Here is a 22,093-nt window from a genome sequence, read left to right as displayed (position 1 = left end):
ATTGTCGTTTGTGACAACTTTTATATCATATCACCTTTAAAGTATTGTGTCAATAATTTATTTCGATGATTTTTTAGATATTGTTTGTCGCCCTTGCGACTTAAAATAATATACCATCATTTTTAAAATGCTGCAACACTTTTTATTAAATTTTTTTCATTATCATTAAAAAACTTACACAAATGATTCCTGGAAGTCCTAAAATTGTGATTGTTGCTACTGAAAATAGGTTAATTGGAAGCTGTACCCCCCATTTTACAAAACTAAAAATATAATTAATGACAAACAATAAAGCAATGACTGCGGCGAATTTAAACCAAAACCACGCTAAATATTCAATTACTTTCCCACGAGCTTCTTTATTCATAAAAAAAAGAAATAAGAAAACAAAACACATCGCAATTACTATGTAACGCACAGCACCATCCTTGTTTTTTTAATGGTAGCTTATGCGACTGGCTTGTTTCTTATTTCAATAATATTTATTTAATTAACACACGACGTACGCGCGCTTCTTTATACAAGTAGAAGTGAATGCTTTCGGCCTTTTTCCGTTCTGCAATGACATCTAAGCTATAATCATCCATTAATTCTTCAATTACTTTTGCACTGTGTAATTCTTCTTTTGTTTCTTTAAAAGAAGAAACTAGTTTATCATCGAACTCTTTTTTAAGTTTCCCTTTACGCGAAAAAAACATCTATGTTGCCTCCTGATTATAATTCGCGACGGCCTTCCAATGCTTTTGATAAAGTTACTTCATCTGCATATTCTAAGTCTCCACCTACTGGTAAGCCGTGAGCAATACGTGTCGTACGAATGCCTGATGGTTTTACAAGACGTGAAATATACATAGCCGTTGCTTCCCCTTCAATTGTTGGGTTTGTCGCTAATATTAACTCTTGAACACGCTCATCATGTAAGCGCCCTAATAATGATGCGACATTAATATCTTCAGGACCTACGCCATCCATCGGTGAAATTGCCCCATGTAATACATGGTATAAACCTTGATAGTCGCGCATTTTTTCCATAGCGATAACATCTTTTGGATCTTGTACAACACAAATCATAGTTACGTCACGCTGTTTATCGGAACAAATATGACATGGGTCTATATCTGTGATATGACCGCATTGCGAGCAGTACATTAAATTACGTTTTGCATCGACTAAGGCCTTTGCAAATGTTGTGACTGTATCTTCCTTCATCGTTAATACATGAAAGGCTAAGCGAGCAGCCGTTTTGGGTCCGATTCCCGGTAGTTTCATAAAGCTATCAATTAATCTTGATATTGGCTCTGGATAGTGCATCCATTTCCCTCCTTTAAAAAGGCACACCCCAAAATGTTGAGATGTGCACTACTTATGACGCGATTCAAATTAGAAAGGAAGGTTCATCCCTTGTGTGAATTTACCCATTGTCGCATTTGTTGTTTCTTCAACTTTTTTCAACGCTTCGTTTGTTGCGATTACGATTAGATCTTGTAACATTTCGATATCTTCTGGGTCTACTACAGAATCATCTAAGTTAATTTCTAGCATTTCACGTTGACCGTTCATTACCACTTTCACCATACCGCCACCAGCAGCACCTTCAAATGTTTGAGCGTTTAAAGCCTCTTGTGCTTCAACCATCTCTTTTTGCATTTTTTGCATTTTTTTCATCATGCCTTGCATATTACCCATACCACGCATATCAAAATTCCTCCTTTAAATTTGAAATTATTCTTCGACAACATCAACAAAGTCTTTTCCGAAGCGCTGTTCTGCTTCTGTAACGAGTGGATCTTGTGCTGCATGAAGCTCGGCTTCATCGCCAAAAGCAGGTTCTTCTATTAATCCATCCGCTGACTCATCTTGCGTTGGATTTTTTTGGTCTAAACCGTTATCGCGAATGAAACTTTCACGCAATGTGCCCCATGCTTGTTCTGGAATACATAATAACTCATACTGTACACCCGCTTCTGAAGCGATACGCCCAGTAAATGACGCCACAAGTGCATTGTTATCTGCTACCATTTGACAATGAATATCATACTTGAATTTTACCACAAAAGCACTCGCATTTGCCGCTACAGGCTCTGCATCAGCAAGTAAAGCCGCCTGTGACTTTTGTAAGCTCGACAAGCCGAGCGCCCAAGTTGATTTTATTTTTTGTAAATCAGATTTTGTTGCTGTTTTTAGTACTTCTTGTATACGTCCAGTTGGTGCATTATACTGATTGCCCTGTGGACGTACGCGCTGGCGAGGTTGCTCTTTAGCTGCAGCTGGTATTCCACCATTTTGTAGTTGCTGAGAAAGCAGACCTAAACGGTTTTCAATTGAGGCTACTTTTCCTTCTAATTCCGGGGCAAGGGCTACACCTTGTGAATTCCCATTCGCTTTATACTGGGCCATTTTTAATAGCGCTGTTTCTAAATAGATTTTTGTATGATGTGAAAAACGCATTTCTTGCTGCGTCTTAGCCAAAATATCAATAAATCCGTATAATGTATCTGCATCAAAATCTTGTGCTAATATAACAAACTTTTCTTCAGGTGAAATAAATTCTAATAAATCTTCTAGTGTTCCATCTGTCTTTAATAGAAGTAAGTCACGGAAAAAAGTAATAAAGTCTTCTGCTAAACGTAGCGGCTCCTTACCATCTGAAATCAGTTCTTCCACACGACTTAATACTTGTGCAACTTCTTTTTGTTGAAGTGACAATGTGATTTCATAAAAGGCGTCTTGGCTTACTGAACCTGTGACAAGTAGTACATCTTCAAGCTGTACCGATTCGTTACTAAATGAAACGACTTGATCAAGTAAGCTTAACGCATCACGCATTCCCCCTGCAGAAGCCTGCGCAATCGACTTTAACGCTTGCTCATCATAACCCATTTCAATATCCTCTAACACAACCTTCATACGTTCTACAATATCTATAGAAGAAAGTCGCTTAAAGTCAAAACGTTGACAACGAGAAATAATCGTTGCTGGAAGTTTATGAGGTTCGGTTGTGGCTAATATAAAGACTGCATGCTCAGGTGGCTCCTCTAACGTCTTTAATAGAGCGTTAAAGGCACTTGTAGAAAGCATATGCACCTCGTCGATAATATACACTTTAAAGCGCGCATCAGCCGGTGCAAAGCGGACTTTTTCAATGATGTCACGCATTTCTTCCACTCGTGAGTTCGATGCCGCGTCAAACTCAATGACGTCTGTATGGGAGCCCTCTGTAATACTTATACATGTAGCACATTCATTACACGGTTCTTTGGCAGGTGCATTTTCGCAGTTTAATGCTTTGGCAAAAATTTTAGCTGTACTCGTTTTTCCGGTACCACGTGGGCCAGAAAATAAGTAGGCATGCGTAGTCTTGCTAGCAAGGAGAGCATTTTGAAGGGTTCTCTTTACATGTGTTTGCCCTGACATTTCACGAAATGACTGTGGACGATACACACGATAAAACGCTTGATATGTCAACCTTTCCCTCTCCCTTCGTTAAAAATTCATACAATTAGTATAGCATAAAGTCATACGAAACTCTTTGAAATATAACGCACAGAATACAAATTAAAAAGTGCCCTTGTATCTCTATTAATTCGAAACTACACACACGCTTAAAATAGAAAAAACGCATTCACTCCTAAAAGTGAATGCGTGATTATTGGAAGATTTATACCGTGCACCTTTCTTCGACTGCCGCACATAAGCGTTACTCCTGTCGACAGCTCAAGTTAGGCTACCCCGCGGCACATGGGCGGGACCACTTAATGCTGCTTCCTTCCGGACCTGACATGGTTCATGGATGCCCATTGCGCAGGACCCAACCGTCAACACTACGTGCAAAAGGCAGACCAAACAATACGGACAGCCTCAGAAAAGGAATTCAATCTTGCTAGAGCGGATTGCAAGTTACAGGGCACCGCTACCTCCCCATCTAGCACGGCAAGTATTAGTATACTAAGCACCATCATAAAATGCAACGAAATGTCCTTATAATTTTTAAGTTTGTAAAAATAACGACATTATTAAAAAATCGTCTTGACGCTCGTTTTGATTCGTGATAAATTAAATCTTGTCGAAAAGACATTATATATTTTGGAGGTATACCCAAGTCTGGCTGAAGGGATCGGTCTTGAAAACCGACAGGCGGGTAACACCGCGCGGGGGTTCGAATCCCTCTACCTCCTCCATTTTTGATCCTAACCCGTTACAACGATGTAACGGTTTTTTTTATGTCTTCAAATTCAATTACGCTAAAGTATCCTTTTAAAATAAATCAAAAAGTACTATTTCTATATCAGAGAAGTAGTACTTTTTTGTATTTCTTTAGCCGTTTCTTGTACAATTAGTTATTCAGTCAACAATGATAAGGTGGTTATTTTTTGGAAACATCACAACCGCGCATAAAAACGACGAAATCTTTATTATTTATGCTACTCATTGCCTTATTAACAGCACTTGGTGGCGAAATCAAAATTATCCCGTTTGAAAATGTGCCCTTCCGCTTTGGTTTAGGGAGTGTTATTTTCTTCTTTGCATTGCTAGTCTATTCTTTGCCAATTTTGTGGACTGGCATCTTTACAGCACTTTTTGTCATCATTGAACGCTCTTTTTTAGATGTATTATTACATAATGCTTCATTTAGTACCCAAGTTATTGAGCATTTACCTGCGGGCTTATTTTATTTGACCTATGCTTTATGCTTTAAATTTATTCAGTTAGACGATTTAAAGAAGCAACCAATTTTACTTGGTCTTTGTGGAACGGCTTTTGAAGTAATATCTAATACATTGGAACATGTCACAACAGAACTTCTACTCGCAACTGAACAAGAGACCTTTTCTTCGTTATTAATTTTTATTATCGTCGGATTACTTCGTAGCTTCTTCGTTGTCGGCGTTTATAGCATGATTACACTAAGTGAACAAAAAAAGCAGTTACAGCAATTAATGGCAATTCATTCTGAGCTTTATGTAGAGACACTTTATATTCAAAAATCGATGAACCAAGTCGAGCAGCTAACCGCCAATAGTTATCAGTTATACAAAAAGCTAATGCCCCTGGATAGTGCACTTAGTAAAGAAGCACTGACCATCGCGCAGGAAATACATGAAATAAAAAAGGATCATGAACGCATATACGCAGGGCTTGCTAAAATAACCGATACCGAGTATAAAACACATTTTTATTTGTCAGATTTACTAAGTTTTATTGTAGAGGCAAACGAAAACTACGCAAATCATTTGAAGAAAAACATTTCATTTACGCTCATTTGTCCAGATGACTTCATTACGAAGGAGCATATCGCGCTATTAGCTGTATTAAATAACATCATGGCCAATGCGGTCGAAGCCATTCCAAAGCAAGGTTTCATTACACTAAGCGTATTAATTCAAGAAAACATTACAAACTTTGTAATAGAAGATAATGGCGTCGGAATTGAACCTACATTACTACCGATTATTTTTGATGTTGGTTATACATCAAAATTTAACGAGCAAGGCCAGGCATCTACAGGAATTGGCCTATCTCATACAAAAACAATTATTGAAAACCTAGAGGGTACGATTACTGTTGCAAGTGATAATACAACGTGCTTTGTCATCAATATCCCAACGATTAATTTAAGAAAGGGGTTTTAACATGCGCTATTTTATTGTAGATGATGATCGGGCAAGCCGTGTTATGTTAAGTGCTATTATTAATGATTGTGAATTAGGTACCGTTATTGGTGAAGCAGTTGATGGTGCCGAAGCCATCCCTCAAATTTTAATGATGCAGCCAGATTTTGTGCTTATTGATTTATTAATGCCAAATTTAGATGGGATTGAAACGATTGAGCGACTACATCAAAACGGCTTTAAAGGGCTTTTCATTATGCTTTCGCAAGTTGTTAATAAGGACATGGTTGCAGAAAGCTACGCAAAAGGCATCGAGTTTTTTATTCATAAACCCATTAATAAAGTGGAAGTACAAATGGTTTTGCAGCGCACGGCAGAACAATTTCGCTTAAAAAGTTCACTCCAAATCATTCGCCAATCCTTAAATAATTTTGAAGTTCCTGAAATAGAACATTCAAAAAAGACGACACGCGAACATATTCAATCGATTTTAAATGACATGGGCATCGTCGCAGAGGTCGGCAGTGAAGAGATAATAAATATTATTGAACAGCTATTAATTGAAAAGCATAAAATTGCGCCACTCCCTCCTTTAAAAGAGATATATGAAAAAGTAGCGATGCTCACAAAAACAACACCCGATGATATCGCAAAAGAAATTAAAGCGATTGAGCAACGCGTGCGCCGAACGATTTTAGCCGCAATGATTAACTTAGCAAACCTTGGTATTGTGGACTATACGAATGCAGAATTTGAATATTATACACCGCGCTATTTCGACTTAACTGATATCCGTTATTTAATGCAGCAAATCGAAAATAATGACCAGCGGAAAGCGAAGGTAAATATTAAAAAATTCATTCAAGTCTTATATTCAGAAATTATTAGTAAAGTAAATTAGTCGGATTTTGTCGGATTTTGTAACCATGCTATAAACTTAATACTAGGCTTGACCTAACTATCACTTTCTAGGAGGTACTACTATTGAAAAAGATTAAAATTAGTTTAGCTATGCAAATTTTAATTGGTTTAGTTCTAGGTATTATTGTAGGTGCTGTGTTTTATGGCAACACAAACGTACAAACTTACCTACAACCACTTGGCGATATTTTCTTAAACTTAATTAAGATGATCGTTGTACCGATTATTATTTCGACATTAATCGTTGGTGTTGCTGGAACGGGCGATATAAAACAACTAGGTCGTCTTGGTGGTAAAACACTTATTTATTTTGAAGTCATTACAACAGTGGCAATTGTTGTTGGTTTATTATCGGCGAATATCTTCCAACCTGGTGCTGGCATCGACATGAACGAGCTTCAGCAAACGGATATTTCTTCTTATGTAGAAACTACTGAAGCCCAGGAAGATAAAGGCCACTTCCAAATCCTCGTGGATATCGTACCGAAAAATATTATAAATGCAATGGCTGAAGGTGATATGCTTGCCATTATCTTCTTCTCTGTTATTTTCGGTTTAGGGGTAGCAGCAATTGGAGAACGAGGAAAACCTGTACTCGCATTCTTCCAAGGTACAGCAGATGCCATGTTCTGGGTTACAAATTTAGTCATGAAGTTTGCTCCAATAGGGGTTTTTGCACTGATTGGTGTAACCGTTTCCAAATTTGGTTTATCTTCGCTAGTACCGTTAGGGAAATTAGCAATATTAGTATATGCAACGATGATTTTCTTCGTAATCGTTGTACTAGGTATTACAGCACGTATTTTCGGTATTAATATTTTCAAATTAATCCGTATGATTAAAGATGAGTTATTACTGGCATATTCTACTTCTTCATCAGAGACGGTATTGCCTCGCATTATGTTAAAAACAGAAAAAATGGGTGCACCAAAGGATATCGTATCGTTCGTTATTCCAACAGGTTACTCATTCAACCTAGATGGTTCGACACTTTACCAAGCAATCGCGGCCATCTTCATTGCGCAAATGTATGGTATTGACCTTTCGATTATGGAACAAATTACATTAATGCTTGTATTAATGGTGACATCTAAAGGGATTGCTGGTGTTCCAGGAGTATCATTTGTTGTACTTCTTGCAACATTAGGCTCTGTAGGAATTCCAGTTGAAGGTTTAGCGTTTATCGCAGGTATTGACCGTATTTTAGATATGGCTCGTACAGCTGTAAACGTAGTAGGAAACACATTAGCAACCCTTGTTATCGCAAAATGGGAAAAACGTTTCGACGAGAAGCAATTTGCTGAATACCAAGCAGCTAACTTAAAGTAATTTACAAAACGCCGAGTGTATGAGGTGAGGCCTCTACACTCGGCGTTTTAATTATTTTACGACTTTTGCTAAATAGGTACGAATTGATTCTTCCCCATTATGTAGTGCCTCTTGTTCGCGTGCTTTGTCTTTTTGTACTTTTGCTTCTGCAATTTCAATAACGTGCTCAATATCTTCTTGTGGCACGATAATCACCCCATCAATATCCCCAATTACATAGTCACCTGATTGTACAACTACTCCACCAACTGACACTGATACACCTACCGCACCGCCGCCGTTTTTATTCCCTGCAGCGACTGTTGTACCTAATGAAAATACCGGGAAATCAATCAGACGCGTTGCTGCTAAATCACGTATTACCCCATCTACCACAAAACCTTGCACCCCAACCCCTTGTGCTAGTTGCATAACAAAATCCCCTGCTACTGCACGATTGGTATTTCCTTTTGCATCAATAACTAAAATATCCCCTTTACTTGCTTTGCTGATTGCTTCTAGCACCGCGCCATTTTCCCCGTCTGGTAAGCGCACTGTTAATGCGCGACCCGCGATTTTAAAATGATCCGCCAATGGACGAATATTTGCAGTAACATTTGTATGTCCCCCTGTTGCATCAGAAATCGCCGTTGTTGGTAGTGCTAATAAGCGATGTTCTATCGTTGCCATTGTCATAATCTCATCCCCTTTTGACTATACTGTCTAAACTTATAGACAGTTTTAGCATACGTGATACAACTTTTCTCTCGCAATATTTTTTTCCTAAACCGTTACAAATATATCCGTTAAGGGCATACTACAATGAAATAAAGGGGGAATTCCGATGATCAATCCACTCATTGAAGACACTATCAATGATGCAGGCGAAACAATATACCAAATGAAAACATTCGACATCGATGTTATTGCACGCTTAACAGGTGGGATCGCCCCAACGATTACGTACATGCATAAGGATCAAGATATCACTGATGATATTCGTGCCATTCGTTTTCATTTCGAAAATCCTGCGTCCTATATTGAAAATTACGCAGACTTTCAAACAATGCTCTATCAAAAAGAGCAACACGCCATTAATGCACTCTATGAATCAATTAGCATAAAGCCTAAAAATATGTCGCCCGGAAAGCAAATTTTGTGGAGCTTCTTCGTATTTTTACTTATCATGATCCCGGTGTTTATCATATTATGGCTAAAATAAACAGGACACCATTTTATGAAGTTGATTCATAGAATGGTGCCCTTTTTTATCATTTACGTAAGTGAGTTGTTTGCTCTAGCATATGACCAATACGTGCTACAACATCCTCCACTTGATCTGGGTTTTTCAATAGGTCATAGTCATTAATATCGATCCGTAATACGGGACATGTATTAAAATTGTTAATCCATGTTTCATAACGACCGTGCATTTCCTCCCAATACGTATGTGGTGTTTGCTGCTCCATCTCACGTCCACGCTCTTGAATTCGGCCAATGACAGCATCAATTGGACCTTCTAAGTACACAAGTAAATCAGGATGCGGGAAGTATGGTGTCATCACCATCGCATCGAATAGATTCGTATAAGTTTCGTAATCTGTTGGCGTCATTGTACCTTTATCGAAATGCATTTTGGCAAAGATGCCTGTATCTTCATAAATGGAACGATCTTGAATAAAACCACCGCCATATTCAAAAATACGCTTTTGTTCTTTAAAGCGCTCTGCTAAAAAGTACACTTGTAAATGGAAGCTCCATTTTTCAAAGTCATCGTAAAATTTATCTAAATAAGGATTTGTATCAACCTTTTCATAAGACGTGCGGAATTTTAATGCGTCTGCTAGTGCCTTAGTCATTGTCGACTTCCCAACGCCAACTGTTCCTGCAATCGTAATTACCGCATTGGCAGGAATATTATATTTCTCTCGTAAATTCATTATTGATGCAAACTCCTTTGTTGTAACTTTTCCTCTACTAACTGTAGAACGTATTGTAAATCTTCTTCGTTTTTCACAAAATCAAGCTCATCGCCATTTAGCTGAATTACCGGAATTTCAGGATGCATCTTTTCAAAATGACCAATAAACTCATGGTAGTCACTTGATAGTTGCTCCATATATTCACGTGTAATGTTTTTTTCGAACTCACGACCACGCATCGCAATTCGCTGCATTAACGTATCTAAGCTCGCATGTAAATAAATGACCATATTTGGCTTTGGCATATCATCCGTTAAAATTTTATAGATAGCTTCGTACTTTTCATACTCAGCAGGCTTTAACGTACGCTTTGCAAAGATTAAATTTTTAAAAATATGATAATCTGCCACAACTGGGTGCTGCTCCTCTAATATATGATAGATATCAGACAGTTGTTTATATCGATTGCACAGGAAAAACATTTCCGTTTGGAAGCTCCACTCATTGATATTTTCATAGAACTTACCTAGAAATGGATTTTCATCTACAATCTCTTTTAATAAATGATAATTAAACGTTTGTGATACGGCCTTAGATAATGAGGTCTTCCCGACACCTATCGGACCTTCTACTGTTATAAATGGCACAGACATTAGAAGTGCTCCTTCTCTTTTTATAGTCAATGGGTTTCATTTTATCATAACGCCCTTTAGACAACAAAATAAACAATTCCATTTAGCCGAATTCACGAAAGAACACTTCTTTTACTAGAATACTTTAGTCAAACAAGGCTAGTGCTTGTTCTTGCTGTTGAAGTGCTTTCAATTTCGTACGTTCTTCCACCTGTTGTTGCTCTAGTAACTCAAATCTTGTCGCTCCATAGTCCTTTACCTGTTCATTAGGCTGACTGTCGTATAAAATAAGCATTTACTTCATTCATTGTTTGTAATACATCCATCTCTCTTAATCCTTTTAAACATTTTTCTTTATCATAGTATGATTCAATAGAAAGTCGCCCGCGTATTTCAAATCATGCTACACTAATGTTAAGGAGTGATAAATTCATGCTCACAAAAGATCAATATTACATGCAACAAGCATTAGAAGAAGCACAAAAAGCAGCAGCTCTTGGCGAAGTTCCGATTGGTGCCGTTATAGTATACAACGACGAAATTATTGCACGTGCTCATAACTTACGAGAAACCACACAAAACGCATTAACTCACGCGGAAAGCATGGCAATCCAACAGGCATGCGAAAAAATAGGTAGCTGGCGTTTAGAGGAGACAACGCTTTATGTAACATTAGAACCTTGCCCCATGTGTGCAGGTGCCATTTTACAATCACGCGTACCACGAGTTGTGTACGGAGCGCGCGATATAAAAGCCGGATGCGTGGATTCGTTATATCGATTATTAAATGACCCACGCTTCAACCACGAATGTGAGGTAACAGAAGGCGTGTTAGCAGATGAATGCGGTCAAATTTTAACAGACTTTTTCCGCGCCTTACGCGAACGCAAAAAACAGGAGAAATTATTCAGACAACAACAGCAAAAAAAGTAGGTGATTTTACATGAATGGATTTACCATTTTTGATTCTGTACATCTCACATGGCTTATTGCCATTAGTTTGTTTTTTATTATTTCACTCTATTTCTATCGTTTTTTTTCTTACAAACAGCAACTACTTTTTCAAAAGACTATCTTTTGGCTGCTACTGTTTTTAGAACTTGCAAAACAAGTTTACTTAGTAAGCACAAATCAATATTCCTATTGGAGTCCGCCACTCCATTTATGTGGACTCGGTATCTTTATTATCGGTTGGCACGCTTATTTTCCTGATCGTACATCCGCGACTTTGCTATTTACATTGACTTTGCCTGGTGCTGCGATTGCCCTAATTTTCCCTGGTTGGACAAATGACGTGGTTGGTGGCTTTTTACATGTTCATAGCTTTGTGTTCCATACGCTACTCATTGTATTTGTGTTCGTACTTGTAAGCCAACGCCAACTACAAACAGATTTTAAAGATTGCTGGCGTGCTGTTGTTTTTTTAGCATTAACCGTACCGATTATTTATGCCTATAATGCCGCCTTTAACACGAACTTTATGTTTTTGAATATGCCGGTTAAACATACCCCGCTGCAATGGCTGTATGATACGTTTGGTGCATCGGGGTATTTAGTTAGTTTAGCCGTTGTTATCTTTAGTATTTGGATCGTTCTTTATCTATTATAAGGGATGAAAAAGGGGATGGCCTAGAAATAATTCTGGGTCATTCCTTTTGCGCCGAGGATGAGGCCCGTGCGACTCTGGTCACGAATGCGTTGTCACTTTTAGCATACTTTCTTTATTTGCGAACACTTTTTTATAATACCTTCGTCTTTATCGAAGTGTTTTCGCAAACTGTACGGCTTCTTTTAGCTTCTCCTCATTAACCCCAGTTGCAATCCCCATTTCATGAAATAGCTGTACGACTTTTTCTGTCGCAACATTACCCGTTGCGCCAGGTGAAAAGGGACAACCGCCAAGACCTGCTACCGAACTATCAAATTTAGTTACCCCCGCTTGCAATGCAGCAAGGATATTCGCATAGGCAAAGCCATTTGTATCATGAAAATGTGCGACAAATGTTGCTTCTGGGAAATCCTTTTTAAGTTGCGAGAAGCGCTCATAAACAATTTTGGGATTGGCTTGCCCATTTGTATCCCCAATTGATATTTCATCGACTTCGTGCATTACAAAATGACCAACAACACGCTTCACTTGTTCATATGATATATCCCCTTCATACGGGCAACTAAAACACATCGACACATAACCGCGAATAAACAAACGATGCGTCTTTGCCAGTTGAAATATTTCCACACATTCCTCTAAAGACTTTGCAATCGAGCGTTTAATATTCTTTTCGTTAAATGTTTCACTTGCACCAACAAAAACAGCAATTTGTGGAACACCTTTTTCAGTTGCACGGGTTAATGCTTTTACGTTTGGTGTTAACGCTAAAAATGTTAGGCCAAGCTCAGCGCTAAATGCCGCAATTTCAGCAGCATCCGCCATTTGTGGAACTGCTTTGGGGTGTACGAATGACACTGTTTCTATTCGTTTAAACCCAACTTGCGCAAGCTTTTCAATGAACTGTTTTTTTTGTTCAGTTGCGACAAATACTGCTTCATTTTGCAAGCCGTCACGAGGACCTACTTCAATGATTTCTACTTGACTCGGAAAATGCATGTTATACACTCCTCACAAAAATCTATTCAAAAATACAATAATTTTCTAGAATATAACAAATTTTAACGAACACGTAAATTAAACATCCTTACAGTTCCTTTTCAAATACAATTTTTTGGCGACCTTTGTCATCAACGAATGTTTTCACAATATCAAATCCCGCTTTTATATTGACAATCAACATTGCCTTTTTTTCATTGCGGCCATATGTGCGAACACGCGTATAGCCTTGCTGCTTACACCAAGAATGCTGCATTTCCATACAGGTTGCTGCAATACCCTGCTTTTGATAATTCGGATGTACCCCGCCAAGCCAGCTATAAAATACGCCATCAGGATGCTCATACCCAAGCTTAAATCCAGCCACTCGTGAACCATCCATTGCTAGAATGGCGAGTAAATTTTGTTTATGCTGTAGCTTTTCAAATTTAAATTCATCGCTTTCAAATACTGCTTTATGCACCTCTTGAAAGCTTGCTAAATAGTTTATTGGAATTAGTTGTTCAAACAATAAAAACCTCAAGTTCCTACCTCCTAGTGTTATGAAAAAACACCAACTTGCTAGAAAACAAGTTGGTGTTTTTATTCCTTATTTTGCAGCAATCACTTCTACGCCACCCATATATGGACGTAATGCTTCTGGAACTACTACTGATCCATCAGCCTGTTGGTAGTTTTCTAAAATCGCTGCCACTGTACGACCAATCGCAAGACCTGAACCGTTTAATGTGTGTACGTATTCTGGTTTTGCACCTGCTTCACGACGGAAACGGATGTTGGCACGACGCGCTTGGAAATCTTCAAAGTTTGAACAAGAAGAGATCTCACGGTACATAGCTTGTGCTGGGATCCATACTTCTAAATCGTATTTTTTCGCAGCTGTAAAGCCTAAGTCTGCTGTACACATTTTTAATTTACGATATGGTAAGCCTAATAGTTGTAATACTTTTTCAGCATGACCTGTTAAAAGCTCTAATTGCTCGTAAGATTCTTCAGGTTTAACAAAGCGTACTAATTCTACTTTGTTGAATTGGTGCTGACGAATTAAACCACGTGTATCACGACCTGCAGAACCTGCCTCTGAACGGAAGTTTGCGCTATATGCAGAAAAAGCTTGTGGTAACACATCTGCTGATAAAATTTCATCACGGTAATAATTTGTTACTGGTACCTCTGCTGTTGGAATTAAGAAGTAATCCATTTCTTCCTCTTCACGCACTAGCTTAAATACATCCTCTTCAAACTTCGGTAATTGACCTGTACCTGTTAATGAATCGCGGTTAACGATTTGTGGTGGTAACATTTCTGTATAACCGTGTTTGTCGGCATGTAAGTCCATCATGAAGTTAATTAACGCACGCTCTAAACGGGCACCTAAACCTTTATAGAATAAGAAACGGCTGCCCGTAACTTTTGCGCCACGCTCGAAGTCTACGATATCTAATTCTTTTGCGATATCCCAGTGCGCCTTCGTTTCGAAATCAAATTGTGGCGCGTCGCCCCAAGTGTATTCCTCTACGTTATCATCTTCTTCCATACCAACAGGCACAGACTCATGCGGAATGTTTGGTAGGCGCATCATCATATCTTTGAATTCTTCTTCGATGGCGTTTAATTCGGCATCTAACGCTTTGATTTCATCACCTACTGTACGCATGCGAGCAATGACTTCTGTTGCATCTTCTTTATTACGTTTCATCACAGAAATTTGCTCAGATACTTTGTTACGATCAGCTTTTAATTCCTCTGTTTTGGCGATTAACTCACGACGCTTCGTATCAAGGTTTTCGAAGTTATCTAAGTTCCCTAAATCCTCGTTACGTGTAAGAAGCATTTTTTTTACACCGTCAAAATTTTCACGGACACGTTTAATATCTAACATAGTTATTCCTCCTAAAGTTTATGAAATTGATGATCCCGAGCACTTTCGCACGTTAATCTATTAGCGTAGTGAACACAAAAAAGCCCTCAATCCCCATAAAAGGGACGAGAGCTACCCGCGTTGCCACCCTAATTGAATAGAAAAACTCTATTCCACTTAAATAATAACGACTTTGGTAAGCCGGCCTTAACCTACTTAATTTCGAAAAAGGCATCTCAAGGACGGATTCACAAGTGTTTTTATCAGCTTACACCAGCCGCTGACTCTCTTTGGAAAAACGAGCTTGCTACTACTTCCTATCATCGAATTCATTTATAAATTTAAACTTACTGTACTATAAACCATACGTTAATGCAAGTTTCGCTTAGAAAACGCACGTTGCACACAAAAATGTAGTACAATTATTAATTTCTTACAAAATTACACCTCCATCATTTCACTGCCAAATCCATCTAATTTATATAAAGTACTATACATCTCTAACATTGTTCATTATCATTAAATTGAATATTTTAACCAAGTCAGTTAAGGGGGACTGTTCATGCTATTTTTTCAACTAGATAAAGAACAAACAATTCCACTATACGAACAACTTTATATTGGTATAAAAAATACCATTACCAATAAACAGCTTCATGTCGGTGCACGCCTTCCTTCCAAACGCGAGCTAGCTGAATTTTTTAATATTAGCCAAACAACTGTTGAACTCGCCTATGCGCAATTACTTGCTGAAGGGTATATAATGTCCAAACCACGTGTCGGCTACTTCGTTGAAGAAGTAGATTCATTACCAATCCGCGAAATCACATCGGTATTGCCCCCACAGCAATCCGTAACACAAACTGCATTTGCGACGGATTTCTCTACGGCAAAAATTGATGAAGATGCCTTTCCGTTTACAATTTGGCGTAAGTACGCAAAAGATGTACTTGATACCCCCTTTAAGCATTTACTCCAAACCGGTGAACGCCAAGGGGAACTTGCACTGCGCATTGAAATCGCAAACTATCTCCATCAATCACGCGGCATAAAGTGTCAGCCTGAACAAATCGTCATCGGCTCTGGTACGGAGCAGCTTTTACCTATGATTTTAAAACTACTTGGCGACGATATGCTATTGGCACTCGAAAATCCAGGCTACTCCCCCATACCAAGAACGCAACTTGAACAAGTAGCAATCCCTATTGATGTTGACCAAGACGGGCTCATTATTGAACAACTTCAAACTACGAATGCCAACGTTGTGTATGTCACACCATCTCATCAATTCCCTACAGGAGCTGTACTTTCAGCTAACCGACGTACACAACTTTTAAAATGGGCCGCTAAAGCTGAAAACCGCTATATTATTGAAGATGATTATGACAGTGAATTTCGTTATATTGGAAAACCAATTCCTGCATTACAAGGCTTGGATCGGCATGATCGAGTCATTTATTTAAGTACATTCACAAAATCACTTATGCCTTCACTGCGCGTTGCCTATTTTGTGTTACCCCCGTCACTTGTTTATCGTTATCAGGAGCATTTTAATTATTATTCATCCACGGTGCCACGCTTTGAACAGCATATTTTGGCGAAATTTATGAAAGATGGGCATTTTGCAAAACACTTAAATCGCATGCGTAAAACCTATCGTAAAAAGCACGATAAATGCATTGATGTGTTCACAAACTACTATCCGCAAATAACCATTTCAGGTGATGCAGCTGGGACGAACATACTAATTTCATTTGATCATGAACATACCGAATTAACACTACAAACAATGGCTAACGAAAAGGGGATTAATATTTTGCCGTTATCAAACTATTTTTTAACTGCAAAACGACCTTCTAAGCGCTCCTTTTTATTAGGCTTTGGCTATTTACCTCTTGATGAAATTGAAGCGAAATTACATCATTTAATGGCCGTTTGGATGATTCCAAAAAAATAGCTTAGCCTCGATCACCTATTGTTATTGCACAATAGGTGATCTTTTATGTGGAAATAATATTAATTCGATAATGCTCTACCCATTCATGTACTTGATTTAAGTATGCTAATAATTGCGGACCAGCCATCAACTGACCAAACCACGGCACTTGAAACGACTTGCCACCACTTGCGATTAACTGTTCAAGCTGATCACGTTCAAATAACTCATGAAGTACGGAATCTTTTTGCTGCAAATTTTCAGTTAAACGTTGGGACACCAACTTTGTATAAAGTGGGTGGTATGTTTTCGGGTACGGGTTTTTTTTACGTTCTACGACTTCTAACGGCAACACTTCACGAAATGCTTGGCGCAATATACCTTTCTCCATTGCACCACTATTTTTCATTTCCCAAGGAATATTCCACACATACTCAATAATTGTATGATCCGCAAATGGGACGCGCACCTCTACACCGGCTCCCATCGACATCCGGTCATTACGTTCTAATAATGTTTGCATAAAGAATTGATTGTTTAAATAAAATAATTGCTGACGCTTACGTTGTTCTTCATCCCCTACAAATGACGGCATTTGTGCGACTGCTTCCTCATAGGTATTTTGTAAATAATCTGCTAAGCGTAATTGCTTTTGCCATTTCTTTTTCAACAATCCTTCCCGCTCTCTTGTTGCACGTAACCAAGGAAATGAGGCTTGTTGTTGTGAATAAAACCATGGATAACCTCCGAATACTTCATCTGCACATTCACCAGATAATGCGACAACATGATTCTTTTTTATTTCCTTACAAAATAAATAGAGTGAACTATCAACATCCGCCATACTCGGCATATCTTTTAAATGCATCGCATCCGTTAAGGCATCGACAAGCTGCCTTTGCTGCAATTCAATTTGCATATGCTTCGTACCATAACGCTGTTGCATTATTTCTATCCAATATTCATCTTGCGTTGTTTGAAAGGCATTCGTTTGAAAATGTTTATTGTTGCCCTCATAGGCTACTGAATATGTTGCTAATGTTTTATCATGAAATGCAAGCTGCTTTGCTGCGATAGCTGTTAATATACTTGAATCTAGTCCGCCTGAAAGCATTGTACAAATCGGCACATCACTTACTAGCTGCCGACATACCGCATCTGTTACTAGTTGTCGTACTTGCTCAATCGTTTGTTGTTCATTGTCCATATGCTCCTTACTTTCAATATCCCAGTAGCGCCAACTCACCATTTTTTCACGGTTCATACATAATATATACCCCGGCTTTAACTCCTTGATACCTTTAAAAATTGCATGTCCTTGTATCCGTGATGGTCCTAAACTAAATAGCGCCGCCAGACCATCACTATCGACTTCTGCTTTTACAGAAGGATGTGCGAGCAGTGCCTTTATTTCTGAAGCAAATAACAGTCCTGTACTAAGCTCTACATAAAACAGCGGCTTCACACCTAGACGATCCCTACACAAAAATAATTGATCCTTTTCATCATCCCAGATTGCAAAGGCAAAAATACCATTTAAATAATCAACACAATGTTCTTTCCATTGGATATAAGAAACTAAAATTACTTCTGTATCCGATGTCGAAGAAAAGTGATAGCCTAATTGTTGTAACTGTACGCGAAGCTCATTCGCATTATAAACCTCACCATTATAAACAATTGTAAAGGCGCCCTTTGTCATAGGTTGCGCACCTGTCACCAAATCAATAATCGCTAGTCGTTTATGACCTAATAGTGCGTGTCGTGATAGAAAATGACCATCACTATCAGGTCCACGATGTGCTATTGTTTCTGTCATATTTGTAATGAGTGCACGTTGCTTCGAAAGATCTTGCGAAAAATCAACGATACCTGTAATACCACACATGTATATACATCCCTCCATAACAATAATGTATGAACTAGATGCCACGAATAAAATTTGTCCGAAAAAAAAGAGCATTTTTATAAGCTACTCACTTATAAAAATACCCTTTTAAAATTATAAAGTTGGATTTACAAAGCCAAATACACCGTTCCATAAATTACCAAAGAAATTACCGATTCCTTGGAAGAATAATGACACCTTGCCTGCGCGCTCTACAGCTTCTGTTGTAACTACTTCTGCTGTAATTTCAGAACCGTCGATATAGCCGTAATCTGTGCCTTCTGTACGCTCAACGATGACTTGACCAACTACTTGATCCTTTTCAACGCCAGCTTCAAGCTCTTCTGTATTTAACACTAATGATGGTTTATATGCATCTTTGTCTGTTGTTTTTACCATTACTGAAATTGGTTCTTTCACAGCGATGTTTACTTCATCTGCTTTTCCTTTAGTAACAGGAATTGTTTTTTGGTCTTTAAATTTATAGTTTGCTGGAATAATTTCTTGTTTAGAGAATTGACCGAAACCATAGTCAAATAATTTTGCTGTTGCATCAAAGCGTGCTTTATATGAACCAACACCTTTTGAGTCAACCGCTTTCATTACAACGGCGATTAAACGTGTATCCCCACGTTTTGCCGTACCAGTGAATGTATGACCTGCAAAGTCCGTTGTCCCTGTTTTTAGCCCATCAACACCCTCATATGCATATACAAGTCCTGGTAACATGAAGTTCCAGTTTGACATATTAATTGCATCCGTTGTACCTTCACGGAATACTTTTTTCGGGATTTTCGCTGTTTCTAACATCTCAGGATGATCTTTTAATAAATGATACGCTAACTTTGCTACTGAACGAGCTGGCATTACATTTTCATCATTTTCTCCTGTACCTGCTGGGTGCATTCCTAACAAGTCTGAGTTATTTAAACCTGTTGAGTTTACGAATTTATAATTTTCTAATCCAAGCTCTTCTGCCTTTTTATTCATTAACTTTATAAATTCTGTTTCAGTACCCGCAATTGTTTCAGCAATAGCAATTGTCGCTGCGTTTGCCGAATAAATTGCCATGGCTTCATATAATTCTTTAATCGAATATGTACCGTCCGCACGTAGTGGAACATTACTTAATAAACGATTTTGCGAAATTTTATGTGTATACTCAGTTACATTATATTGCTGATCCCAAGTCACTGAACCCTCTTTAATAGCATCTAATAATAAGTATTCCGTCATCATTTTCGTCATACTTGCGATACCTAAAGCTGTTTCTGCATTTTGCTCATATAAAATCTTTCCTGTGTCTGCATCAATTAAAATTGCCGCGTCTACTGTTAATCCTAAGTCATCCGCTGCATTTGTCGTAGCAGGTGCTAACGTCAACATGCTCAGTAATAACATCGGAATCAACATCAAGCTTAACATCGTTTGTTTACTTACTTTTTTCACAAAGCTACCTCCAAATTTATTAAATTCTTGTCTACGTCATTTTATCATACATATCTCGATGAATGTGCCCTCTTATTAATAAAAAAAACGCTACTATCATCAATTGTGACGATAGTAGCGTTTGAAAGTTGCCTAGTAATTATTGGAGTGAATAGTTTGGTGCTTCTTTTGTAATTTGTACATCATGTGGATGTGATTCACGTAAGCCGGCACCTGTCATTTTAATGAATTGTGATTTTTCACGTAAATACTCTAAATCCGGTGCACCGCAGTAACCCATACCAGCGCGAATACCACCAATTAATTGGTGAATTGTATCTGCTAAAGGTCCTTTGTAAGGAAGACGACCTTCAATACCTTCTGGCACTAATTTTTTCGCATCTTCTTGGAAGTAACGGTCTTTTGAACCCTTTTCCATTGCGCCTAGCGAACCCATACCACGGTAAACTTTGAAACGACGACCTTGGAAGATTTCAGTTTCACCAGGAGATTCAGAAGTACCTGCTAAAAGTGAACCAAGCATTACTACGTGCCCACCAGCTGCTAATGCTTTTACGATATCACCGGAATACTTAATACCACCGTCAGCGATAATAGTTTTACCATATTCACGAGCTACTGAAGCTGCATCGTATACGGCTGTAATTTGTGGTACACCTACACCTGCAACAACACGTGTTGTACAAATAGATCCTGGTCCGATACCTACTTTTACTACGTCCGCACCTGCTTCAAATAATGCACGAGTGCCTTCAGCAGTTGCTACATTTCCTGCAATAATATCTAAATTTGGATAAGCAGAGCGGATGTCTTTAATTGTGTTTAATACGCCTTGAGAGTGACCGTGTGCTGTATCGATTACGATAATATCGACTTGTGCTTCTACAAGTTTTGCAATACGTAACATTGTATCCTTAGAAACGCCAACTGCTGCGCCAACCACTAATCGACCATGCTTGTCTTTTGCGGCATTTGGGAATTCAATTACTTTTTCGATATCTTTAATTGTAATTAAACCTTTTAATTTACTTTCATCGTCAACGATTGGTAATTTTTCGATTTTGTATTGTTGAAGAATTTTTTCAGCATCTTCTAAAGTCGTTCCTACTGGTGCTGTAATTAAATCTTCTTTTGTCATAACATCATCAATTTTTAAAGAATAATCTGAAATGAAGCGTAAATCACGGTTTGTAATTATCCCTACTAATTTTTGATCTTCCATGTTGTTAACAATAGGAACACCTGAAATGCGGTATTTGCCCATTAAATGCTCTGCATCGAACACTTGATGTTCTGGCGTTAAGAAGAATGGGTTGGTAATAACACCGTTCTCAGAGCGTTTTACTTTTTCTACTTCTTCTGCTTGCTCATCAATGCTCATATTTTTATGAACAATCCCAATACCACCTTGACGTGCCATTGCAATCGCCATTTTTGCTTCTGTAACTGTGTCCATACCTGCAGAGATCATTGGAATGTTTAACTTAATGTTAGCAGTTAATTGTACAGATAAATTAACATCCTTCGGTAATACTTCAGAATGTGCTGGTACTAATAATACGTCATCAAATGTTAAACCTTCTTTAGCGAATTTTGTTTCCCACATTTTTGAGAATGCCTCCTATTAGAAAAGAATATTATTGTAAGGTTAACAACGTAAACCTCGACTGTCAAGAATCTAAAAGAAGTAAAATAATTCGGAATATTACTGTCGTATTTTAAATTTACATTTACAAAAAACAACAACCAAGACTCTTTTATATTTGTTCATTATTTTCTTAGTTAGAGCTAAAAATTTATTTAAAATATTACTATTATTTTATAAGAATTTATTATTTTACTAAAAATAATAATTCCCATTTATTAATTCTACTATAACAAGTGTAAGCGTATACATTTATTATAGTAGAAAGTCATTTTTGTCTAAATATATTATGTAACTTATTTAAAAGAAAACAT

22 protein-coding genes, 1 tRNA gene, 1 other RNA gene and 1 other annotated feature are annotated in these 22,093 nt (G+C 38.0%); of the genes, 8 read left to right on the top strand and 16 right to left on the bottom strand.

Going from position 1 to position 22,093, the window contains the following annotated elements; all coding sequences use genetic code 11:
* Positions 1-145: 145 nt before the first annotated feature.
* The 6 genes from LZ480_RS19495 to ffs all read right to left on the bottom strand — a co-directional run bounded on the left by LZ480_RS19495 (position 146) and on the right by ffs (position 3,931).
* The gene (locus LZ480_RS19495) at positions 146-418 is read right to left on the bottom strand and encodes a pro-sigmaK processing inhibitor BofA family protein (RefSeq protein WP_241371207.1); all 273 of its coding nucleotides are present in this window, start codon (positions 416-418) and stop codon (positions 146-148) included.
* Between the two features lie 64 nt (positions 419-482).
* A complete protein-coding gene (locus tag LZ480_RS19490; RefSeq protein ID WP_241371206.1) occupies positions 483-698 on the bottom strand; it encodes a YaaL family protein in 216 nt (71 codons plus the stop codon).
* Between the two features lie 16 nt (positions 699-714).
* Positions 715-1,311: a recombination mediator RecR gene (gene recR, locus LZ480_RS19485; protein WP_241371205.1), complete on the bottom strand. Its 597-nt coding sequence runs from the start codon at positions 1,309-1,311 to the stop codon at positions 715-717.
* 69 nt (positions 1,312-1,380) lie between these two features.
* Positions 1,381-1,695 (bottom strand): YbaB/EbfC family nucleoid-associated protein, encoded by a 315-nt coding sequence (locus LZ480_RS19480; protein WP_241371204.1) that lies wholly within the window; start codon positions 1,693-1,695, stop codon positions 1,381-1,383.
* Between the two features lie 27 nt (positions 1,696-1,722).
* On the bottom strand, positions 1,723-3,465 hold the full coding sequence (gene dnaX, locus LZ480_RS19475) for a DNA polymerase III subunit gamma/tau (RefSeq protein WP_241371203.1): 1,743 nt from the start codon (positions 3,463-3,465) through the stop codon (positions 1,723-1,725).
* 198 nt (positions 3,466-3,663) lie between these two features.
* Positions 3,664-3,931: signal recognition particle sRNA large type (ffs, locus tag LZ480_RS19470), an RNA gene on the bottom strand.
* A gap of 154 nt (positions 3,932-4,085) precedes the next feature.
* Between ffs and LZ480_RS19465 the strand changes: the two genes are divergently transcribed.
* The 4 genes from LZ480_RS19465 to LZ480_RS19450 all read left to right on the top strand — a co-directional run bounded on the left by LZ480_RS19465 (position 4,086) and on the right by LZ480_RS19450 (position 7,859).
* Positions 4,086-4,178, top strand: a tRNA-Ser gene (locus LZ480_RS19465).
* 192 nt (positions 4,179-4,370) lie between these two features.
* Entirely contained in the window at positions 4,371-5,630 is a 1,260-nt protein-coding gene (locus tag LZ480_RS19460; protein ID WP_241371202.1) for an ATP-binding protein, read from the top strand.
* 1 nt (position 5,631) lies between these two features.
* On the top strand, positions 5,632-6,510 hold the full coding sequence (locus tag LZ480_RS19455; RefSeq protein ID WP_241371201.1) for a response regulator: 879 nt from the start codon (positions 5,632-5,634) through the stop codon (positions 6,508-6,510).
* A gap of 110 nt (positions 6,511-6,620) precedes the next feature.
* Positions 6,621-7,859 (top strand): cation:dicarboxylate symporter family transporter, encoded by a 1,239-nt coding sequence (locus tag LZ480_RS19450; RefSeq protein ID WP_241371208.1) that lies wholly within the window; start codon positions 6,621-6,623, stop codon positions 7,857-7,859.
* Positions 7,860-7,910: 51 nt separating this feature from the next.
* Here LZ480_RS19450 and LZ480_RS19445 read toward each other — a convergent pair whose 3' ends face one another.
* On the bottom strand, positions 7,911-8,528 hold the full coding sequence (locus tag LZ480_RS19445) for an RraA family protein (RefSeq protein ID WP_408641643.1): 618 nt from the start codon (positions 8,526-8,528) through the stop codon (positions 7,911-7,913).
* Positions 8,529-8,682: 154 nt separating this feature from the next.
* On the opposite strand from LZ480_RS19445, the gene LZ480_RS19440 reads away from it, so the two are divergent.
* Complete coding sequence (locus LZ480_RS19440) at positions 8,683-9,060, top strand: sodium:proton antiporter (RefSeq protein WP_241371199.1); 378 nt, start codon at positions 8,683-8,685, stop codon at positions 9,058-9,060.
* A gap of 49 nt (positions 9,061-9,109) precedes the next feature.
* Here the strand turns inward: LZ480_RS19440 and LZ480_RS19435 are convergent, their stop codons facing one another.
* The 3 genes from LZ480_RS19435 to LZ480_RS19425 all read right to left on the bottom strand — a co-directional run bounded on the left by LZ480_RS19435 (position 9,110) and on the right by LZ480_RS19425 (position 10,687).
* Positions 9,110-9,778, bottom strand: a complete 669-nt coding sequence (locus LZ480_RS19435) for a deoxynucleoside kinase (protein WP_241371198.1) — start codon at positions 9,776-9,778, stop codon at positions 9,110-9,112.
* Positions 9,778-10,413 (bottom strand): deoxynucleoside kinase, encoded by a 636-nt coding sequence (locus LZ480_RS19430; protein ID WP_241371197.1) that lies wholly within the window; start codon positions 10,411-10,413, stop codon positions 9,778-9,780. Before LZ480_RS19430 ends, LZ480_RS19435 begins: the two co-directional genes overlap by 1 nt.
* Before the next feature lie 124 nt (positions 10,414-10,537).
* Entirely contained in the window at positions 10,538-10,687 is a 150-nt protein-coding gene (locus LZ480_RS19425) for a hypothetical protein (RefSeq protein ID WP_241371196.1), read from the bottom strand.
* 137 nt (positions 10,688-10,824) lie between these two features.
* On the opposite strand from LZ480_RS19425, the gene tadA reads away from it, so the two are divergent.
* Positions 10,825-11,325, top strand: coding sequence for a tRNA adenosine(34) deaminase TadA (tadA, locus tag LZ480_RS19420; RefSeq protein ID WP_241371195.1), 501 nt, complete (start codon positions 10,825-10,827; stop codon positions 11,323-11,325).
* Positions 11,326-11,335: 10 nt separating this feature from the next.
* Positions 11,336-12,001: a YwaF family protein gene (locus LZ480_RS19415; protein ID WP_241371194.1), complete on the top strand. Its 666-nt coding sequence runs from the start codon at positions 11,336-11,338 to the stop codon at positions 11,999-12,001.
* A gap of 147 nt (positions 12,002-12,148) precedes the next feature.
* Here the strand turns inward: LZ480_RS19415 and LZ480_RS19410 are convergent, their stop codons facing one another.
* From LZ480_RS19410 to serS, 3 genes are all read right to left on the bottom strand, one after another.
* Positions 12,149-13,000, bottom strand: a complete 852-nt coding sequence (locus LZ480_RS19410; RefSeq protein WP_241371193.1) for a hydroxymethylglutaryl-CoA lyase — start codon at positions 12,998-13,000, stop codon at positions 12,149-12,151.
* Between the two features lie 88 nt (positions 13,001-13,088).
* Entirely contained in the window at positions 13,089-13,523 is a 435-nt protein-coding gene (locus tag LZ480_RS19405) for a GNAT family N-acetyltransferase (RefSeq protein WP_241371192.1), read from the bottom strand.
* A 66-nt stretch (positions 13,524-13,589) separates the two neighbouring features.
* Complete coding sequence (gene serS / locus LZ480_RS19400; RefSeq protein WP_241371191.1) at positions 13,590-14,882, bottom strand: serine--tRNA ligase; 1,293 nt, start codon at positions 14,880-14,882, stop codon at positions 13,590-13,592.
* Positions 14,883-14,979: 97 nt separating this feature from the next.
* Positions 14,980-15,194, bottom strand: a binding site (T-box leader).
* A 229-nt stretch (positions 15,195-15,423) separates the two neighbouring features.
* Here serS and pdxR point away from each other — a divergent pair.
* Complete coding sequence (gene pdxR / locus LZ480_RS19395; RefSeq protein WP_241371190.1) at positions 15,424-16,818, top strand: MocR-like pyridoxine biosynthesis transcription factor PdxR; 1,395 nt, start codon at positions 15,424-15,426, stop codon at positions 16,816-16,818.
* A gap of 43 nt (positions 16,819-16,861) precedes the next feature.
* Here the strand turns inward: pdxR and asnB are convergent, their stop codons facing one another.
* From asnB to guaB, 3 genes are all read right to left on the bottom strand, one after another.
* The gene (asnB, locus tag LZ480_RS19390; protein WP_241371189.1) at positions 16,862-18,685 is read right to left on the bottom strand and encodes an asparagine synthase (glutamine-hydrolyzing); all 1,824 of its coding nucleotides are present in this window, start codon (positions 18,683-18,685) and stop codon (positions 16,862-16,864) included.
* 114 nt (positions 18,686-18,799) lie between these two features.
* Positions 18,800-20,134, bottom strand: coding sequence for a D-alanyl-D-alanine carboxypeptidase family protein (locus LZ480_RS19385; RefSeq protein ID WP_241371188.1), 1,335 nt, complete (start codon positions 20,132-20,134; stop codon positions 18,800-18,802).
* Positions 20,135-20,273: 139 nt separating this feature from the next.
* Complete coding sequence (gene guaB, locus LZ480_RS19380; protein ID WP_241371187.1) at positions 20,274-21,740, bottom strand: IMP dehydrogenase; 1,467 nt, start codon at positions 21,738-21,740, stop codon at positions 20,274-20,276.
* Positions 21,741-22,093 lie beyond the last annotated feature (353 nt).

Source organism: Solibacillus palustris (assembly GCF_022549215.1).
GTDB lineage: Bacteria > Bacillota > Bacilli > Bacillales_A > Planococcaceae > Solibacillus > Solibacillus daqui.
This window is presented reverse-complemented; position numbering and strand designations above follow the sequence as displayed.

Coding starts and splice junctions, on each gene's coding strand:
- LZ480_RS19490 (WP_241371206.1), bottom strand. CDS start 698: ATGTTTTTTTCGCGTAAAGGGAAACTTAAAAAAGAGTTCGATGATAAA.
- recR (WP_241371205.1), bottom strand. CDS start 1,311: ATGCACTATCCAGAGCCAATATCAAGATTAATTGATAGCTTTATGAAA.
- LZ480_RS19480 (WP_241371204.1), bottom strand. CDS start 1,695: ATGCGTGGTATGGGTAATATGCAAGGCATGATGAAAAAAATGCAAAAA.
- LZ480_RS19455 (WP_241371201.1), top strand. CDS start 5,632: ATGCGCTATTTTATTGTAGATGATGATCGGGCAAGCCGTGTTATGTTA.
- LZ480_RS19450 (WP_241371208.1), top strand. CDS start 6,621: ATGCAAATTTTAATTGGTTTAGTTCTAGGTATTATTGTAGGTGCTGTG.
- LZ480_RS19445 (WP_408641643.1), bottom strand. CDS start 8,528: ATGGCAACGATAGAACATCGCTTATTAGCACTACCAACAACGGCGATT.
- LZ480_RS19440 (WP_241371199.1), top strand. CDS start 8,683: ATGATCAATCCACTCATTGAAGACACTATCAATGATGCAGGCGAAACA.
- LZ480_RS19435 (WP_241371198.1), bottom strand. CDS start 9,778: ATGAATTTACGAGAGAAATATAATATTCCTGCCAATGCGGTAATTACG.
- LZ480_RS19430 (WP_241371197.1), bottom strand. CDS start 10,413: ATGTCTGTGCCATTTATAACAGTAGAAGGTCCGATAGGTGTCGGGAAG.
- LZ480_RS19425 (WP_241371196.1), bottom strand. CDS start 10,687: ATGCTTATTTTATACGACAGTCAGCCTAATGAACAGGTAAAGGACTAT.
- tadA (WP_241371195.1), top strand. CDS start 10,825: ATGCTCACAAAAGATCAATATTACATGCAACAAGCATTAGAAGAAGCA.
- LZ480_RS19415 (WP_241371194.1), top strand. CDS start 11,336: ATGAATGGATTTACCATTTTTGATTCTGTACATCTCACATGGCTTATT.
- LZ480_RS19410 (WP_241371193.1), bottom strand. CDS start 13,000: ATGCATTTTCCGAGTCAAGTAGAAATCATTGAAGTAGGTCCTCGTGAC.
- serS (WP_241371191.1), bottom strand. CDS start 14,882: ATGTTAGATATTAAACGTGTCCGTGAAAATTTTGACGGTGTAAAAAAA.
- pdxR (WP_241371190.1), top strand. CDS start 15,424: ATGCTATTTTTTCAACTAGATAAAGAACAAACAATTCCACTATACGAA.
- asnB (WP_241371189.1), bottom strand. CDS start 18,685: ATGTGTGGTATTACAGGTATCGTTGATTTTTCGCAAGATCTTTCGAAG.
- guaB (WP_241371187.1), bottom strand. CDS start 21,740: ATGTGGGAAACAAAATTCGCTAAAGAAGGTTTAACATTTGATGACGTA.